The sequence below is a fragment of the Jiangella gansuensis DSM 44835 genome (assembly GCF_000515395.1).
GTDB lineage: Bacteria > Actinomycetota > Actinomycetes > Jiangellales > Jiangellaceae > Jiangella > Jiangella gansuensis.
Genome location: NZ_KI911782.1, coordinates 1324603 through 1341507 on the forward strand (window position 1 = coordinate 1324603; position 16905 = coordinate 1341507).

12 protein-coding genes are annotated in these 16905 nt (G+C 70.1%); 10 read left to right on the plus strand and 2 right to left on the minus strand.

The window, feature by feature from the left end; translation table 11 throughout:
• Positions 1-9: 9 nt before the first annotated feature.
• The 7 genes from JIAGA_RS27965 to JIAGA_RS0106570 all read left to right on the plus strand — a co-directional run bounded on the left by JIAGA_RS27965 (position 10) and on the right by JIAGA_RS0106570 (position 10024).
• Positions 10-1851, plus strand: coding sequence for a BCCT family transporter (locus JIAGA_RS27965; protein ID WP_084469516.1), 1842 nt, complete (start codon positions 10-12; stop codon positions 1849-1851).
• A gap of 105 nt (positions 1852-1956) precedes the next feature.
• Complete coding sequence (typA, locus tag JIAGA_RS0106545; RefSeq protein WP_026875051.1) at positions 1957-3831, plus strand: translational GTPase TypA; 1875 nt, start codon at positions 1957-1959, stop codon at positions 3829-3831.
• 301 nt (positions 3832-4132) lie between these two features.
• On the plus strand, positions 4133-5782 hold the full coding sequence (locus tag JIAGA_RS0106550) for a peptide ABC transporter substrate-binding protein (RefSeq protein WP_026875052.1): 1650 nt from the start codon (positions 4133-4135) through the stop codon (positions 5780-5782).
• 139 nt (positions 5783-5921) lie between these two features.
• Positions 5922-6842 (plus strand): ABC transporter permease, encoded by a 921-nt coding sequence (locus JIAGA_RS0106555; RefSeq protein WP_026875053.1) that lies wholly within the window; start codon positions 5922-5924, stop codon positions 6840-6842.
• Positions 6835-7815: an ABC transporter permease gene (locus JIAGA_RS0106560; RefSeq protein ID WP_026875054.1), complete on the plus strand. Its 981-nt coding sequence runs from the start codon at positions 6835-6837 to the stop codon at positions 7813-7815. The genes JIAGA_RS0106555 and JIAGA_RS0106560 overlap by 8 nt, the downstream gene beginning before the upstream one ends.
• 28 nt (positions 7816-7843) lie before the next feature.
• Positions 7844-8893 (plus strand): ABC transporter ATP-binding protein, encoded by a 1050-nt coding sequence (locus tag JIAGA_RS0106565; protein WP_026875055.1) that lies wholly within the window; start codon positions 7844-7846, stop codon positions 8891-8893.
• 111 nt (positions 8894-9004) lie between these two features.
• Positions 9005-10024, plus strand: a complete 1020-nt coding sequence (locus JIAGA_RS0106570; protein ID WP_026875056.1) for an ABC transporter ATP-binding protein — start codon at positions 9005-9007, stop codon at positions 10022-10024.
• 395 nt (positions 10025-10419) lie between these two features.
• Here the strand turns inward: JIAGA_RS0106570 and JIAGA_RS27970 are convergent, their stop codons facing one another.
• A complete protein-coding gene (locus tag JIAGA_RS27970; RefSeq protein WP_035812178.1) occupies positions 10420-11703 on the minus strand; it encodes a sigma-54-dependent transcriptional regulator family protein in 1284 nt (427 codons plus the stop codon).
• Between the two features lie 118 nt (positions 11704-11821).
• Between JIAGA_RS27970 and mshB the strand changes: the two genes are divergently transcribed.
• The 3 genes from mshB to JIAGA_RS32825 all read left to right on the plus strand — a co-directional run bounded on the left by mshB (position 11822) and on the right by JIAGA_RS32825 (position 15819).
• Positions 11822-12745 carry an N-acetyl-1-D-myo-inositol-2-amino-2-deoxy-alpha-D-glucopyranoside deacetylase gene (gene mshB, locus JIAGA_RS0106580; protein ID WP_026875057.1) on the plus strand — a complete coding sequence of 308 codons (924 nt, stop codon included), beginning with the start codon at positions 11822-11824 and terminating at the stop codon, positions 12743-12745.
• An 11-nt stretch (positions 12746-12756) separates the two neighbouring features.
• Positions 12757-13146: a DUF6113 family protein gene (locus JIAGA_RS0106585; RefSeq protein WP_157552807.1), complete on the plus strand. Its 390-nt coding sequence runs from the start codon at positions 12757-12759 to the stop codon at positions 13144-13146.
• A gap of 63 nt (positions 13147-13209) precedes the next feature.
• Positions 13210-15819 carry a VanW family protein gene (locus tag JIAGA_RS32825; RefSeq protein WP_157552810.1) on the plus strand — a complete coding sequence of 870 codons (2610 nt, stop codon included), beginning with the start codon at positions 13210-13212 and terminating at the stop codon, positions 15817-15819.
• A gap of 53 nt (positions 15820-15872) precedes the next feature.
• Here JIAGA_RS32825 and JIAGA_RS27980 read toward each other — a convergent pair whose 3' ends face one another.
• Positions 15873-16856 (minus strand): GNAT family N-acetyltransferase, encoded by a 984-nt coding sequence (locus JIAGA_RS27980; RefSeq protein ID WP_084469517.1) that lies wholly within the window; start codon positions 16854-16856, stop codon positions 15873-15875.
• Positions 16857-16905 lie beyond the last annotated feature (49 nt).

Consider the following 16905-nt stretch of genomic DNA (forward strand, 5'->3'; position numbering starts at 1 on the left):
AGAGGCGTCATGAGCCGAATCTCCGACCGTTCCGATCGCGGGTCCTCCCCGCCGCCGCTGCGGACAACCCGCGGCGGTGTCGCGCCCGGAGTGTTCTACCCCGCGATGGTCATCGTCGGGCTGGCGGTCATCGTGACCATCGCCTTCCCCGACGACATCGGATCAGCGCTGAGCGAGATCCAGACGGACATCGTCGGCGGCTTCGGTTGGTACTACGTGCTGGTCGTGGCGGCCTTCGTGATCTTCGCGATCTGGATGGGCGTCAGCCGATTCGGAGACATCAAGCTCAGCAAGGACGACGAGGAGCCGGAGTTCAGCCTCGTCGCCTGGTTCGCGATGCTGTTCGCGGCCGGCATGGGCATCGGACTGGTCTTCTGGGGCGCTGCCGAGCCGCTGATCCACTACGACACGCCCAGGCCCGGCACCAACGGTGGCGGCGCCGTCGACGGCGACGGCCACGGCATGGAGGGCATCGGCGCCGACGGCGCCGATCTCGCGCAGCAGGCGATGGCCCAGACGTTCCTGCACTGGGGCTTCCACGCGTGGGGCATCTACGTCGTCGTGGGCTTGGCGCTGGCCTATGCGATCCACCGGAAGGGCCGCCCGGTGTCGATCCGCTGGGCCCTGGAACCACTGTTCGGCGATCGGGTCCGCGGGTGGATCGGCGACGTCATCGACACCGTCGCGGTGATCGGCACCCTGTTCGGCGTGGCGACGTCACTCGGCCTCGGGGTGAGCCAGATCGCGGCCGGCCTGGTGTCGATGGGTGTCATCGACGACGCCGGGGACGGCACCCTCGTCACCCTGATCATCGTCATCACGGCCATCGCCACCGTCTCCGTGGTCACCGGAGTCGGGAAGGGCATCAAGTGGCTGTCCAACGCCAACCTCGGGCTCGCGGCCATCTTCCTGGTGTTCATGTTGATCGTCGGCCCGACGGTCTTCCTGCTGCGTGAGTCCGTCCAGTCCATCGGCGTCTACCTGCAGAACGTCCTCCCGATGACGTTCCACACCAGCACCTTCACCGGTGATGACGGTCAGGCCTGGCAGGGCGTGTGGACCACGTTCTACTGGGGCTGGTGGATCTCGTGGGCGCCGTTCGTCGGCGTGTTCATCGCCCGGATCTCGCGCGGGCGCACCATCCGGGAGTTCGTCGCCGGAGTCCTGATCGTCCCGACGACGGTCACCTTCCTCTGGTTCGCCGTGCTCGGCGGCAGCGCCCTGCACCGGCAGCTCTTCGGCGAGGGTGGCCTGGTCGATCAGTCCCAGGACGCGATGTTCGACCGGGTCGTCTCCGAGAACGTCCTGTTCGACCTGGTGGGTGACCTGCCGCTCGGCGGCATCCTGAGCGTCGTCGTCGTGCTCCTGGTGGCGATCTTCTTCGTGACGTCGTCCGACTCCGGTTCGCTGGTGGTCGACATGCTGGCCTCCGGCGGCGATCCCGATCCGCCAACGTGGAGCCGGGTCCTGTTCGCCGTCCTCGAAGGTGCCATCGCCGTGGCGCTGCTGCTGGCAGGTGGCCTGGCCGCGCTGCAGACCGGCGCCATCGTCACCGCACTGCCGTTCAGCGTGGTGATGATCCTGATGATGGTGGCGACCTACCGGGCGCTGAAGGCGGAGCACCGGGTGCTGCAGGCCGCCCAGCGGCGCCAGCGCCGGGAAGAGCTGCGCCGCCAGATCCAGGAGCACGTCACCGACGACCTCACCGGGAACTTCGACGAGCACTTCGGTGAGCAGGTCGACGATCGCATCGACCGCGCTTTGGAGGGTGTCAGCGGGGCGCCGGACGACGGCGCCCCGGTCGACGGTGCGGGAGGTCGCTGGCACCGCCGGCGCCGGAGCAAGAACTGATCGGGGCCGGTTCTGTACGGTGCGGGTTCACTGTCGTCGCAGCGACAGCGAACCCGCACCGTAAGATGGGGTGTCATCTCCCCCAGCCAGGAACGAGACCTTCGCATGTCCGTGCGCAGCCGCGACGACCTCCGTAACGTCGCCATCGTCGCCCACGTCGACCACGGCAAGACCACCCTCGTCGACGCGCTGCTGTGGCAGTCCGGCGCCTTCCGGGTCAATCAGGACGTGGCCGACCGGGTCATGGACTCGGGTGATCTGGAGCGCGAGAAGGGCATCACCATCCTGGCCAAGAACACGGCCGTGCGGTGGGAAGACAACATCATCAACATCATCGACACCCCCGGTCACGCCGACTTCGGCGGCGAGGTCGAGCGCGGGCTGTCCATGGTCGACGGCGTGGTGCTGCTGGTCGACGCGTCCGAGGGCCCGTTGCCGCAGACGCGGTTCGTGCTGCGCAAGGCCCTGCAGGGCCGGCTGCCCATCGTCGTCGTCGTGAACAAGACCGACCGGCCGGACGCGCGCATCGCCGAGGTGGTCGACGAGACGTACGAGTTGTTCCTCGACCTCATCGACGACAATGCCGACCAGGGGGCGCTGGACTTCCCGATCGTCTACGCCTGCGCCCGCGACGGCAAGGCGTCGCTGGAGCGGCCCGAGGACGGCACCGCGCCGGACTCCGCGGACCTGCGGCCGCTGGTCGAGACCATCATGCAGACCATCCCGGCGCCCGTCTACACGCCGGGCAGCCCGCTGCAGGCGCACGTCACCAACCTCGACGCGTCCCCGTTCCTCGGCCGGCTGGCGTTGTGCCGGGTGCGCGAGGGCGAGATCACCAAGGGCTCGCAGGTCGCGTGGTGCCGTAGGGACGGCAGCATCGAGCGGGTGAAGATCACCGAGCTGCTGGTCACGGAGGCCCTGGAGCGGGTGCCGGCCGAGAAGGCCGGGCCCGGCGACATCATCGCCGTCGCCGGCATTCCGGAGATCACCATCGGTGAGACCCTCGCCGATGTCGACGACCCCCGGCCGCTGCCGCTCATCACCGTCGACGAGCCGGCGCTGTCCATGACCATCGGCGCCAACACGTCGCCGCTGGCCGGCCGGTCCGGCGGGTCAAAGGTGACCGCCCGGCTGGTCAAGGACCGGCTGGAGTCCGAGCTCATCGGCAACGTGTCACTGCGGGTGCTGCCCACCGAACGGCCGGACGCCTGGGAGGTGCAGGGCCGCGGCGAGCTGGCGCTGGCCGTCCTGGTCGAGACCATGCGCCGGGAAGGGTACGAGCTCACCGTCGGCAAGCCGCAGGTGGTCACCCGTGAGGTCGACGGCAAGGTGCAGGAGCCGTTCGAACGGCTCACCGTCGACTGCCCGGAGGAGTACCTCGGTGCCATCACCCAGCTGCTCGCCCTCCGCAAGGGCCGCATGGAGCACATGACGAACCACGGGACCGGCTGGATCCGGATGGAGTTCGTGGTGCCGGCCCGGGGGCTCATCGGGTTCCGCACCGACTTCCTCACCGAGACCCGCGGCACCGGGTTGGCCCACCATGTGTTCGAGAGCTACGAGCCGTGGGCCGGCGACCTGCGCACTCGCCCGACCGGGTCGCTGGTGGCCGACCGCTCCGGCGTGGCCACGTCGTACGCGATGTTCAACCTGCAGGAGCGCGGCACCCTATTCGTGGAGCCGACCACCGAGGTGTACGAGGGCATGATCGTGGGCGAGAACTCGCGCTCGGACGACATGGACGTCAACATCACCAAGGAGAAGAAGCTCACCAACGTCCGCTCGTCCACGGCCGACGAACTGGAGCGCCTGATCCCGCCGCGGAAGCTGTCGCTCGAGCAGGCGCTGGAGTTCTGCCGCGACGACGAGTGCGTCGAGGTGACACCCAACGCGGTCCGGCTGCGCAAGGTCGTGCTGGACGCCGCCACCCGTGGCCGGACGGCCGCGCGGCGCAAGCACGCCGCCCAGAACGCCGGCTGAGGAAGCCCGCGGCGCGGTCCTGGCCTCGCCGCGGGCGCCCTTGAGTGCGGCCCGGCCATGTGTGGATTTTCCCGTCATCAGCCCTGGTAGACAGGAGCATCACGGGCATCTGCCAGGCAGGTCACATTCTGGTTGCGGAACCGTCATGTCCTGGCGCAAAGTCTTGCCGCGGCGGGGTCTCGCACATAGAAAGAAGGTCGCACCGGACTGACCGTGCCCCATCCAGGGCACCGCCGGTGCGGCGACGCATCGACCGGTGTTGTCGTGTGTCCTTACCTCAGGAAGACCCCAGGAGGCATCCATGCGAGTCTCTGCTCGCAAGACTGCGCTGGTCGGTGCCGCGGCGCTGGCGCTCGCGCTCAGCGCGTGCGGCGGTGACGACGACGGCGGCGATGACGGCGCGGCGAGTGGCGACGGCGGCGGCTCGGTCACCGTTCGCGGCTGTAACCCGGAGAACCCGCTCGTCCCGGTCAACACCAACGAGACCTGCGGCGGCGACGTTCTCGACCAGCTCTTCTCGAAGCTCGTGCGGTACGACCCGGAGACGGCGGAGCCGTCCAACGAGATCGCGGAGTCCATCGAGTCCGAAGACAACGTGACGTGGACCATCACGCTGAACGACGGCTGGACCTTCCACGACGGCACCCCGATCACCGCGCAGAGCTTCGTCGACGCGTGGAACTACGGCGCCTACGGCCCCAACGGCAACCTGAACTCGTACTTCTTCGAGCCCATCGTGGGCTACACGGAGGTGGCGGGCCAGGTCGACGACGCCGGCGCCTACATCGAGGGTTCGGCCACCGCCGAGACCATGTCCGGCCTCCAGGTCGTCGACGACCTCACCTTCACCGCCACCCTGGTGTCGCCGCAGTCGTCGTTCCCGCTGCGCCTCGGCTACACCGCCTACGCGCCGATGCCGGAGGCCTTCTTCGCCGACCCGGAGGCGTTCGGTGAGGCGCCCATCGGCTCCGGCCCGTTCCAGTTCGAGTCGTGGGAGCCGAACGTCGAGATCCGGCTGTCGGCCTACGAGGACTACCCGGGCGAGCGGCAGCCGTCGATCGACGAGGTCACGTTCCGGATCTACGAGAACTTCGACGCCGCCTACAACGACCTGCAGGCCGACCAGCTCGACATCATGCAGGAGCTGCCGACCTCCGCACTGGCGGGCGACACCTACCAGAACGACCTCGGCGACCGGTGGAACGACCGCGCCGTCGGCGTCTACCAGTCGATGACCTTCGCGCCGGAGGCTGTCGACCCGTCGCTGGCCAACCCGACGCTGCGGCAGGCCATCTCGATGGCGATCGACCGCGACACCATCGTCGAGCAGATCTTCTCCGGCACCCGCGAGCCGGCCACCGGCTGGGTCTCCCCGGTGGTCGCCGGCTACGAGGCCGGTGCCTGCGGTGAGTACTGCGAGTTCAACCCCGACCGGGCGCAGGAGCTGCTCGACGAGGCCGGCGGCTACACCGGCACGCTGACGCTGTCGTACAACGCCGACGCCGACCACCAGGGCTGGGTCGACGCCGTGTGCAACAGCATCAGCCAGACCCTGGGCATCGAGTGCGTCGGCCAGGGCGTCGTGGACTTCGCCACCTTCCGGTCGCAGATCAACGCCCGCGAGATGACGGGCATCTTCCGCACCGGCTGGCAGATGGACTACCCATCGGCCGAGAACTTCCTGGTCCCGCTGTACTCGACCGGCGCGTCGTCCAACGACGGCGACTACAGCAACCCGGAGTTCGACGCCGCCGTCCAGGAGGCCGCCACCCTGCAGGACGAGGAGGCCCAGGCCAAGTACAACGAGGCCGAGGCGATGCTCGCCGCGGACATGCCGGCCGTGCCCCTGTGGCACAACCGCGTCGTCGCAGGTTGGTCGACCAACGTCGAGAACGTGCAGATCACGCCGTTCGGCACGATCGACATGCTCGGAGTGACCACGACCAGCTGACGGTCAGCGCAGCCGGCCTGCCGACCCCGTGTCGGCAGGCCGGCTGTGCCCCGTCAGCACTACTTCCCGACGACGCAGCTCGACGCGGTTCGCCGTACAGTGGGGTCCGGCGCGCCGCCGATCGGGTGAAGGAAGGACCATGGGTCGCTACGTCATCCGGCGCCTGTTGCAGATGGTGCCGGTGGTCATCGGAACCACGTTCCTGATCTTTACGCTGGTGTGGTCGTTGCCGGGCGACCCGTTCGCCGCCAAGTGCGGCGACCGGCCGTGCCCGCCCGCGTACATCGAGCGGATGACCAACGAGTACAACCTCGACGATCCGCTGTTCATCCAGTACGCCAAGTACATGGCGAACATCCTCACCGGCGACTTCGGCCAGACGTTCTCCGGCGTCGACATCGCCGACGAGCTCATCAGCCGGTACCCGACGACGGCGCAGCTCGCGCTGATCGCCATCGGCGTCGAGGTCCTCATCGGCATCACCGCGGGCGTGCTCGCCGCGCTGCGCCGCGGCGGCTTCGTCGACAACCTGGTGCTGGTCAGCACGCTCATCGTGGTGTCCATTCCGGTCTTCGTCATCGGCCTGCTGGCGCAGATCACCTTCGGCGTCCAGCTCGGCTGGTTCCCGGTCACGTCCGACGGCACGTTCTACTCACTGCTGTTGCCGGGTTTCGTGCTGGGCAGCCTGTCACTGGCGTTCGTCGCCCGGCTGATGCGCACCAACCTGGTCGAGAACCTGCGGGCGGACTACGTGCGCACCGCCACCGCCAAGGGCATGCCGCGCAAGCGGGTCATCGGTGTCCACGCGCTACGCAACTCGCTGATCCCGGTGATCACGTTCATCGGGGCCGACTTCGGGGCACTGCTCGGCGGTGCCATCGTCACCGAGGGCATCTTCAACGTCCCGGGCGTCGGCAACATGATCTTCCGTGGTATCAACCAGCACGAGGGCGCCACGGTGACAGCGGCGGTGACGGTTCTGGTGCTGGTGTTCCTGCTCGTGAACCTGCTCGTCGATCTGCTGTACGCAGTGCTCGACCCGAGGATTCGCTATGACTAGTCCCCTCACACCGGCCGGCTCCACCTCGGAGTCGTCGGGCGGCGTGCCGCTGCCCGACGAAGAACTGGACACCGAGCGGCACGGTACGCCGGAGGACACCGGCGAGAAGGCCCGGTCCCTCGCCGGCGACGCCTGGCGAGACCTTCGCCGCAGCCCGATCTTCCTGATCTCCGCCGTCATCATCGCGATCCTGGTGGTGATGGCGGTGGTGCCGAGTCTGTTCACCAACGCCGACCCGAACCGCTGCCTGCTGGAGAACTCCCGCGGCGGGCCCAGCGCCCAGGCGTGGTTCGGTTACGACCTGCAGGGCTGCGACGTCTACGCGCGCACCGTCTACGGCGCCCGGGCGTCCATCCTGGTCGGTGTCTTCACCACCATCGGCGTTGCCGTCCTGGGCGGCATCATCGGCATGCTCGCTGGCTACCACGGTGGCTGGGCGGACTCTCTGCTGTCGCGGCTCACCGACATCTTCTTCGGCATCCCGCTGCTGCTGGGCGCCATCATCGTGCTGGCCACGTTCCCGTCGACCGTGGGCACGCCGGCTTGGCAGACCATCGGCAAGGTGGTGATGGCGCTGAGCGTGCTCGGCTGGACCAGCGTCGCGCGCATCATGCGCTCGACCGTCATCCAGATCAAGCACGCCGACTACGTCCAGGCCGCCAAGGCGCTGGGTGGCGGATCGCGCCGGATTCTGCTGCGGCACATCCTGCCCAACGCCGTCGCGCCGGTCATCGTGTACTCCACGATCGTCCTGGGCGTGTTCGTCGCGCTGGAGGCCACGCTGTCGTTCCTCGGCATCGGGCTGCAGGCGCCGGTCATCTCCTGGGGGATCGCCATCGACCAGGCTCAGACATATGTCCGGCAGTCGCCGCATATGCTGTTGTTCCCGAGTGCGTTCCTGTCAGTGACGGTGCTGGCGTTCATCATGCTCGGTGACGCGGTCCGCGACGCGTTCGATCCCAAGCTGCGCTGACGGCGAGAAACCGCGAGGAGGGCAAAGAGTGGCGACCACCGAAGTCGAGCCCGGGCCACGGCCGGACGCGGCGGGGACGACTCCGTTGCTGGAGGTCGACGACCTCCACGTGGAGTTCCGTACCCGCGACGGCGTGGCCAAGGCCGTCAACGGGGTGTCCTACACCCTCCACGAGGGCGAGACACTGGCCGTCCTGGGCGAGTCCGGGTCCGGCAAGAGCGTCACGGCGCAGGCCATCATGGGCATCCTGGACACGCCACCCGGGTTCGTCACCGCCGGCGAGGTCCGCTATCGCGGGCAGGACCTGCTGACCCTGCCCGAGGACGAGCGGCGCGCCTACCGTGGCCGCAGCATCTCGATGATCTTCCAGGACGCGCTCTCGGCGTTGAACCCGGTATTCCCCGTGGGCTGGCAGATCGCCGAGATGTTCCGGGTGCACGAGGGCCTGTCCAAGCGCGATGCCCGTAAACGGGCCATCGACCTGATGGACCAGGTGCGCATCCCGGCGGCGAAGGATCGCGTCAACGACTACCCGCACCAGTTCTCCGGCGGTATGCGCCAGCGCATCATGATCGCCATGTCGATCGCGCTCGACCCGGACGTGCTCATCGCCGACGAGCCGACGACGGCGCTCGACGTCACGGTCCAGGCGCAGATCATGCAGCTACTGCGCGACCTGCAGCGTGAGCGGAACATGGGCCTCATCCTCATCACCCACGACCTCGGCGTGGTCGCCGACGTCGCGGACAAGATCGAGGTGATGTACTCCGGCCGGATCATGGAGCAGGCGCCGGTCTTCGACATCTATGCCAGCCCGGCCCACCCGTACACCAAGGGTCTGCTCGAGTCGATCCCGCGGGTCGACCTGAAGGGCCAGGAACTGGCGGCCATCAAGGGCCTGCCGCCCAACCTCACCAGGATCCCGGCAGGTTGCGAGTTCCGTCCCCGGTGCCCGTACGCCCGGCAGATCTGTGAGGACAGCCGTCCGGCGCTGCTCGAGGTCGTGCCCGGCCGGTTCAGCGCGTGTCACTTCGCTCAGGAGGTGCTCGAGGGTGACATCGAACCCGTCCAGCAGTGATGAAGTGGTGCCCGGAGGGGAATGCCAGGCCGAGTGTGAGCGGGTGTTGGATGCCTCCACGAGCGGTCGAGATGTCGTGGCGTGGGAGCTCGATGAACAGGCGGTTCTGGCATGACCGGACAAGATGAAGTGGTGCTCGATGTCCAGGGCCTCGTCAAGCACTTCCCACTGACCACGGGCATCGTCCTCAAACGCCAGGTCGGCGCCGTCAAGGCGGTCGACGGTGTCTCGTTGCAGTTGCACAAGGGTGAGACGCTGGGCATCGTCGGCGAGTCCGGCTGCGGCAAGTCCACTCTGGCGAAGCTGCTCATGCGGTTGGAGGAACCGACCGCCGGCAAGGCGCTGTACAAGGGCAGCAACATCTACGACCTGCAGGGCAAGGCACTGCGCGAACTGCGCCGCAACATCCAGATCGTGTTCCAGGACCCGTACGCGTCGCTCAACCCGCGGATGACCGTCGGCGACATCGTCGGCGAGCCATTCGACATCCACCCCGAGGTGGCGCCGCGGGGCGAGCGTCGTCGCCGGGTGCAGGAGCTGCTCGAGGTCGTGGGCCTCAGCCCCGAGCACATCAACCGCTACCCGCACCAGTTCTCCGGCGGCCAGCGGCAACGCATCGGGATCGCCCGCGGGCTCGCGCTGCGGCCGGAGATCATCATCTGCGACGAGCCGGTGTCGGCGCTGGACGTGTCGGTGCAGGCGCAGGTGGTGAACCTGCTCGAGAGCCTGCAAGACGAGTTCGGCCTCTCGTACATCTTCATCGCGCACGACCTCTCGGTGGTGCGGCACATCTCCGACCGGGTCGCGGTCATGTACCTGGGCCGTATTGCCGAGATCGGCACCGACGCGGAGATCTACGAGAAGCCCACCCACCCGTACACGCAGGCGCTGCTGTCCGCGGTGCCGGTGCCGGACCCGTCCGTGCGCGGGCAGCGGCAGCAGATCATCCTGAGCGGCGACGTACCCAGCCCGGCCAATCCGCCCAGCGGGTGCCGGTTCCGCACCCGCTGCTGGAAGGCCACCGAGAAGTGCGCCGAAGAGACCCCCGAGCTGGTGGTCCGGCCCGGCAGCGACCACCCGTCGGCGTGCCACTACGCGGCCGTGCGCGAGGACGTCGTCGTCCACCACTGATCGGCGCCCAGGTCACCTGATCTCCGATGTGTCACCTGATCGTTCCGCGCGGAGCGATCAGGTGCACATGGCCGCCGCTGCGGCCCGAGCGGGTCGCCTGATCGCCTCCGGGATGCGGACAGCAAACGATCAGGTGACCTAACGCGGCCGTGTTCCGCGGATGAGTCACCTGATCGACACGAGAAGAGCCCGCCAAGGCAGTTCGACCGGGCGGGCTATGGGCGGGCTGGGTTTGATGGGCGGCCCGCCCGGTCGTGAGATGAGGGTAGGCGACCAGACGTTGCAGCAGCGTTGCGAGCGGCCGTCACCGGGCCCCTGCTTGATCATGGCGCCCTTCGTACCGCGGTAGCGACATGAACCGCGCCATGATCATGACCGGCACCCTGGCCGTGGTCTCAGCCGACGTGACCGAGGGTTTCGTCCAAGTCGGCGACGACGGCGGCCGCTTCGGCCCGATGCGGCGACGTGGGGGAGAGCCGGTCGAGGACGGCCCGCCAGATCTGCGCGTCCTCGCGGCCGGCCGGCGACTGCGCATACTGCCGTAGGGTCTCGGTGTCGGCGTGCTGCAGCAGCATGTTGCGCAGCCAGCCGTGCAGGCGGTACCGCATGGTCACGACACCGGGCGCGGACGACCGAGGCAGCAGCTCGCCGCGGTACAGCCGGACCGCGTCGCGATGGTCGCCGTCGGACAACCGGTCGGCGACGTCGTCCGCATCGGTCCGCAGCTCGGTGCGCAGCCGGTAGCTGCCGGCCGGGGAGACGAGCTCCGGCACGGCCTTGCGCAGCCGCGACATCTCCGCCCGGACGGTGACCTCGGCGGCGTCGTGTTCGTACAGCTGCCACGCCAGTTCGCTGGCCGACAGTCCGTCGGGATTGGCCGCGAGCAGGAGCAACAGCTCGGTGTGCCGCAGGCTCAGCTCCACCGGGCGGCCGCCGAGGACCAGCAGGCCACGGTCGCGGCCGAGCACCTCCAGGCGGCCGGCGGCGCGCGGCGCGTCGGCGCCCGCGCCGGCGCCGGTGAGCAGACGCAGCTCGGATTCCATGACCGCCACCACCGACCGGACCAGGATCGCCGACTGCGGCTCGACCACCGACGGGCCGCCGGTGATGTCGAGCACACCGAGGAGGGCGCCGGTATGCGGGTCGCGGATGGGCGAGGCGGTGCAACTCCAGGGCTGCACGGTGCGGGTGAAATGCTCGCTGCCGAAAACCTGGACGGTCTCGCCGACCGTCAGCGCGGTCCCGATGGCGTTGGTGCCGATGTCGCCCTCGCCCCAGGCCGTCCCGGCCATGAGCCGGATGCGCTCGGCCCGGCGGCGCAGGTCGGCGTCGCCTTCGGACCACAGGATGCGCCCGTGCGTGTCGGCGACGATGACCAGCACTCCGGTGTCGTCGGCGTCGTCGACCAGGAGCTTGCGGACGACGGGCATGACCTGGTTCAGCGGGTGGGCGGCACGTGCCTCGTCCAGCGCGTCGTCGTGCAGGACGACGGGGGAGGCCGTGCGGTCCGGGTCGACCTGCAGGGCAGCCGAACGCCGCCACGAGTCGAGGACCAGCGGACGCACCTCGGTGCTGGTGCCGGCCTCGGCGCGCAGGAACGACTCGTGTGCCCGCGCCGTGACGCGCCACCGGGTGACCGGATCGACGCCGTGCGGGAGCGCAAGCGAGACTCGGGGCATGTCGCTCCTCCCGGGGAGGTGGCCGCTGACACGCATAGCCTAGGTGCAAAGGACATCCGGCGAGCACGAAGGCGATGATCCTCCGACCCTGTTGGAGGACCTGATTAGGCTGGCAACCATGCCTGTCGAGCTCCCCCGCCGCCGCCTCCTGCTGGTGCACGCCCACCCCGACGACGAATCCATCGGCACCGCCGCCACCATGGCCCGGTACGTCGCCGAAGGTGCCCACGTCACGCTGGTCACCTGCACGCAGGGCGAACAGGGCGAGATCCTGGTCCCGGAGCTGGCGCACCTGGCGCCCGAGCACGACGACACCCTCGGCCTGCACCGTGCCGGTGAGCTGGCCGACGCGATGGCGGAGCTGAAGGTCACCGACTACCGCTTCCTCGGCGGGCCCGGGCGCTACCGCGACTCCGGCATGGTCTGGGGCGACGAGGGCCGCCGCGCGGTGGCGCCCGAGCAGATCGACCCGCGCAGCTTCTGGGCGGCCGACCTGCGCGAGGCGTCCGACCACCTGGTCGAGGTCCTGCGTGAGATCCGCCCGCAGGTGCTGGTCACCTACGACGAGAACGGCGGCTACGGCCACCCCGACCACATCCAGGCGCACCGCGTCGCCACCTACGCCGCGGCGCTGGCGGCCGTGCCGACCTACCGCACCGACCTCGGCCCGGCCTGGCAGGTGGCCAAGGTGTACTGGTCGGCCACCCCACGCTCGGTTCTCCAGGGCGCCCTCGAGGCCGCCCGCGACCGCGGGGACACCCTGTTCGACGGCGTCACCTCCGCGGACGACCTCGGCTTCGTTGTCGACGACGCCGACATCACCGCCGTCGTGGACGGCTCGGACCACATCGACGCGAAGATGGCCGCCATGCGGGCGCACGCCACTCAGATCGACGTGCACTGGCCGTACTTCGCGCTCTCCGACCGCGTCGGCCAGCCCATCTGGGCGCAGGAGTACTTCCGGCTCGCCGCCGGTGTCGCGGGCCCGGCCGACCCGCGGACGGGGTACGAGACCGACCTGTTCGCCGGCCTCGACGTCTGAGCGCGGCTCCGATGTCGGTTCGGGGGCGCGCCCGGCGGTCGCGCGTGCACTGGTGGTCGCTCGCCGGCCTGGTCGGGCTGGCGCCGATCGCGGTCGTCGTCGCGGTGTCGGGCGCGTTCGTGCACCGTTGGGCCAGCCCAGTGGGGTTGCTGCTGGCGCTGGGCGGTGTCATCGGCCTGGCTGTCCTGGCCCGGGTGTGTGCCCGAAGCCGGATCGGACTCGGGGTGGTCGCCCTGCTGTGGTTGGCGCCAGTGCTCGCGCTGGCTCAGGGTCCGGCTGGCGAGGACCGCATCGTCGGCGGCGACGAAGCCGGCCTGGTGTTCCTTTTCGGCGGGACGATGAGCCTGGCCATCGCGCTGGGACGGGGCGTCGAGGCGAGATCGACTCGACGCGTCACGTAGGATGCGCGAGGCAAGACTTGACCATTGACGCATTGCGCATATTCAACCGATAGGTGTCCGAGCGTGACCGATAAGCCATCCAGCCGCGGCGACGCTGCTGCGGGTTCTGCAGACCCGGGCGCGGCTGTCGACGCCACCGTGGAGGACGCTGCGCTCGCCGCAGACTTTACCTCTGCGGCCGACGCGACCGACGCCGACCCCTCGAGTGAGACGAACGACACAGCCGACACAGCCGAGGCCGCCGCGGCGGACCGTGACGGTGACGACGCCGCCCCCAGCCCGGCCGACGGCGCGGCGGCCGATTCCGTCGGCAACGCCGGCGATGGCCGTTCCGTGCCCGGCGCTGAAGGGCGGAACGACTCGCCCGAAGACACCGCCACCTTCGTGGCGGCCGTGACGGCAGCGCTCACGCGCGCCGAATCCGAGGGCGCGACCAACGGCAGCGCCTCGGAACCGCCGACCACTCCACCCGGCGGCGGCTCCGCAGCGTCGACCCCTCCGGTGGACGGCGCCGCAGCTCCGATGGACCGCAGCGCCGCGTCGGCGGGCGGCTCCGATGCGGCGGCTGCTCCGGTGGACGGCGCCGATGCGTCGGCTGCCCCGGTGGACCGCGCCGAGGCACCCATCGCACCTGCCAGGCGGCAGGGTGCGGCCGATCGCCGCCCCAGGACCGCCACTGCGGCCACCGGAGCGGGTGCCGGCGCTGCTGCCGCGGCGGCCGGTTCGCCGCTGTCCGCAGCGGCTGCGCCTGCCGCTGCGGGTGCCTCGGCGCCGGCCGCTGCCGCCACCACCGTCAGCGCTACTACCGTCAGCGCCACCGCCGTCCGCGGCCCCGACGCGCAGAGCGGCGACGCGCAGAGCGGCGCGGGCACGGGCGGCGGCGCGACCGGTGGAGACGGCCCCAGTGGTGACGACACCAGTGGGGACGACACCGGGTCGTCGCGTCGCGGCAAGGCGGTGGTCATCGCGCTGGCGGCGGTCGTCGTCGTGCTCGGCATCGCCTACGGCGTCGCGTATGCCGTGGCCGGCGACTCGCTCGCCCGGGGCGCCACCGTCGCGGGCATCGAGGTCGGCGGCATGACGCCGGAGGAGGCCGAGGCCGCCCTGACCGAGCAGCTGCCCGAGGTCGTCGACCAGCCGATCCACCTGGTTCTCGGCGACGGTGAGACGACGTACGAGATCGTGCCGTCCGCTGCCGGACTCACGGTGGATGTGCCCGCCACGGTCGGCGACATCCCGGGCGGCAGCGCCAACCCGGTCTCGCTGTTCCAGGCGCTGCTCGGCGCCGGGGAGACCGACCCGGTGCCGTCGGTCGACCAGGCCGCGCTGGAGGCGACCCTGACCGAGATCGCCGAGCAGGCCAACACCGAGCCGGTCAACGGAGCGGTCGCGTTCGACGGCGGCGCGGTGGTCACCAGCGAGCCACAGATCGGCCGGGCCGTCGACGTCGAGGCAACCAGTGAGCAACTGCGGGCGGCGTTCTTCGGCGACGGGGCCACGCTGCCGGTCGGCGACGTCCCGCTGGTCGTCGCCGAGGTCCAGCCTGCCGTCAGCGCCGAAGAGGTGCAGCGCGCCGTCGCGGAGTTCGCCGAGCCGGCCATGTCCGCGCCGGTCACCGTCGTGGCCGGCGAGCAGAGCGTCGACCTGTCGCCGGAGCTGATCGGGCAGGCGCTCACGTTGACGCCCGACGACGCCGGGACGCTGCAGCCCGCGCTCGACGGGGCCGCTCTCACCGATATCGCGCGTGACGAACTCGCCGAAATCGGACAGGAGGGCCGCAACGCCACCATCACCATCGAGAACGGCGCACCGGTCGTGGTGCCCGCCGAGATGGGTCAGGGCATCGCGCCAGACGCGTTGAGTGCCGCGGTCCTACCTGCGTTGACCGAGCAGGGTGACGCCCGCCAGGCGCCGGTGGAGCTGACCGAGGTCGACCCGGAGCTCACCACGGCGGCGGCCGAGGAGCTCGGCGTCACCGAGGTCGTCGCGGAATTCACCACGCGCTTCCCACACGCCGAGTACCGCAACGTCAACATCGGCACCGCCGCCGAGCGCATCGACAACACGCTGATCCTGCCGGGTGAGGAGTTCAGCCTCAACGGCATCGTCGGCGAGCGGACCGAGGCGAACGGGTTCACCTCCGGCACCATCATCAACGGCGGACGGCTGGAAGAGTCGCTGGGCGGCGGGGTGTCCCAGGTGGCCACCACGACGTTCCATGCGGCCTTCCTCGCCGGCCTCGACGACGTCGAACACTGGCCGCACTCGATCTACTTCGACCGCTACCCGCTGGGTCAGGAGGCCACCGTCGCGTGGGGCGCGAAGGACATGCGGTTCGGCAACGACACCCCGTACGGCGTCGTCGTCGACACCAGTTTCACGGCGAGCACCCCGGGCAACCAGGGCTCGCTCACGGTGCGCATCTGGAGCACGCAGCACTACCGGGTCGAGACGTCGGTGTCGGAGCGATCCAACTTCACCTCCCCCCAGACCATCTACGACACCTCGTCCAACTGCCAGGCGCAGGGCGGCAGCCAGGGTTTCGACGTCACCTCGTACCGCCAGGTGTGGGGTCCCGACGGCACCCTGGTGAAGGACGAGGCCGACCCTTGGACCTACAACCCCAACCACCGGGTCATCTGCGGGCCGGAGCCAGGTCAGGGCGGCGACTGAGTTCGTGTGAGTTCTTCCGTGCCATGCCGCGGAGGAACTCACCTGATCATGGGTCAGGCGCGCAGCCGCCGGTAGTGGTACGCGTGGTGCTCGGCGAAGCCCACCCGGCGGTACGCGGCCTGCGCAGGGGTGTTGGGCTCCGCGACCTGGAGGTACGCCTCCTGGGCGCCGAGGCCGGCGGCCCACTCGGCCAGGCCGGCGACGATGTGGCTGCCGAGCCCCCGCCGCCGTGCGGACGGCGCCACCTCGACGGCGGTGACGCCCAGCCAGCGCCGCCCGCTCGGGGCGTCGCTGACGGCGCCCCGGGCGATCGCGACCCGGGTGCCGGCCTCGTCGACCGACGCGAACCCCACGGACCTCGCGTTGACCAGGACGTCGACCGCATGCGCGGGCAGGTCGCCGCCTCGGTAGTGGTACCCGGCCAGCCACGCATCGTCGGGCCGTGCGTCGACGCGGACCGGCGGCAACCCGTCGCGGGCCGCGCCCCGAGCGTCGTCGATCGTCGCCGTCATGACCAGCGTCCGGTGCTCCACAGGCGGCCAGCCGCGAGCGTCGAGCACCGGACCCAACGCCACACCCAGCGGCTCGGGCACCTGGAACGCCGGTATCAGGCCGCGGTCGCGGTACCACCGCTCGACGTGGGCGACGGCTTCCGACAGCGGCCGGCCCGGGTCGTCCAGCGGCATGCACGAGTTGGCCCGGCCGGTGAACCCACCGGCGGCCCGCAGCAGCCAGCCGCCGAGCCACTCGGTTTCCAGCGCCTGCCAGCCGTGCACCGCGGCGCTCTCCAGGTCGCGAACGTCGCGGCGGGTGACGGTCCGCGCCGGCACCGCCTTGACGGCGACGACGTCGGGCTCGGCGACCTCCAGCCGGTCGCTGCCGCGGTCGGGCCGGATCCGCAGAACGCCGTCGGACCACGACTCGAGCGTCCCGAGCACGTCGGTCGCGCCGAAGACGTCGTCATGCAGCCGGTAGCGGACCACGACGCGCCGTCCTACCAGCGCGGATGCGTCGGGATGAACCCTGGGCTGTCTCATAGGCTGACCTTGGTGCACGATGGACGAGGGGCACCGCGATACTAGGTGC